General features: G+C 46.1%; 1 pseudogene. It reads right to left on the bottom strand.

The features are described 5' to 3' along the window. Positions 1–540, bottom strand: a pseudogene (locus R7Q48_RS28110) (tryptophan--tRNA ligase); the annotation flags it as partial. Positions 541–653 lie beyond the last annotated feature (113 nt).

The raw sequence follows: 653 nt of genomic DNA, 5'->3' as shown, positions 1-653 counted from the left end.
TTGTCCGCCAAGGTGGTTAATCTTTCTCACGATTTCATTCGTTTGCTCAAGCATTGGTAATTGATCATCCCCAACCGGAACAAGTGTAGCGCGAAAACCCGTTATATCAGCGGCTTGAGAAATTGGATAAGTCAGGAACCCTGCAGGAATTGAACGCTCAAAACCTTTGCTTTGAATTTCATTTTTTACGGTTGGGTTACGCTCTAAGCGAGCAATGGAAACTAAGTTGCTGTAATACATCGTCAATTCAGCGAGGGCTGGTAGTTGAGATTGCAAACAGATAGTGGTTTGAATGGGGTCGATGCCAACTGCAAGGTAATCTGCGACTACGTTTAGAATGTTCGAAGATACCTTTGAAGGATTGTGCGCGTTGTCGGTCAGGCCTTGCATATCGGCGACCAGAATGGTTTGGTCATGCTCCGATTGTAATGCCACACGCTGTTGTAGCGAACCGACGTAATGACCAAGGTGTAAAGGCCCTGTAGCTCGGTCCCCCGTGAGAATGATTTCGCGTTGTTGATGCGTTTCTTTGATGTTCATGGTTATCTCCTAGTCAAAATAGATCGCTACTGGAGATAAAAAGACAAGACACTCTTCGCTACCTTCCAGCAGCGTAAGAATGTAAGAATTCCGCGCCGCTCTACATAGAGCGC

The organism is Vibrio sp. 378, assembly GCF_033339435.1.
This window is presented reverse-complemented; position numbering and strand designations above follow the sequence as displayed.